This window comes from Oleiphilus sp. HI0123 (assembly GCF_001635315.1).
Genome location: NZ_LWGE01000544.1, coordinates 1 through 532, shown reverse-complemented (window position 1 = coordinate 532; position 532 = coordinate 1). Strand labels below are relative to the sequence as shown.

1 pseudogene is annotated in these 532 nt (G+C 46.6%); it reads right to left on the bottom strand.

Going from position 1 to position 532, the window contains the following annotated elements:
• Window positions 1-532, bottom strand: a pseudogene (gene secA / locus A3761_RS05015) (preprotein translocase subunit SecA); the annotation flags it as partial.

The window sequence follows — 532 nt, the reverse complement described above, 5'->3', positions numbered from 1 at the left end:
TGATGTTACGTACACGATCCGAGGCAAACAGACGCATCAAGTTATCTTCTAAAGACAAGAAGAAACGGGTACTACCTGGGTCACCCTGACGGCCAGATCGTCCACGAAGCTGGTTATCGATTCGACGAGACTCGTGACGTTCGGTACCCAAAATATGCAACCCGCCTGCCTCAAGTACGGCTTTATTTCGTACTTCCCAGTCAGCTTTGATTTTAGCGATCTTGTCATCACTTGGGTCTTTCAATGCTTTAATTTCAGCTTCCCAATTACCACCCAGAACAATATCCGTGCCACGACCAGCCATGTTCGTCGCAATGGTTACAACACCCGGCAAACCGGCTTGCGCAACGATCTGAGCTTCTTGAGCATGCTGCTTCGCATTCAATACACTGTGCTTAATGCCTGCTTTCTTAAGTAATGCAGACAAAAATTCAGATGATTCAATAGATGCAGTACCCACTAGTATCGGGCGCTTTTGCGCAACCACAGCTTTTACTTCATCAATGATCGCTTGGTATTTTTCTTCCTGCGT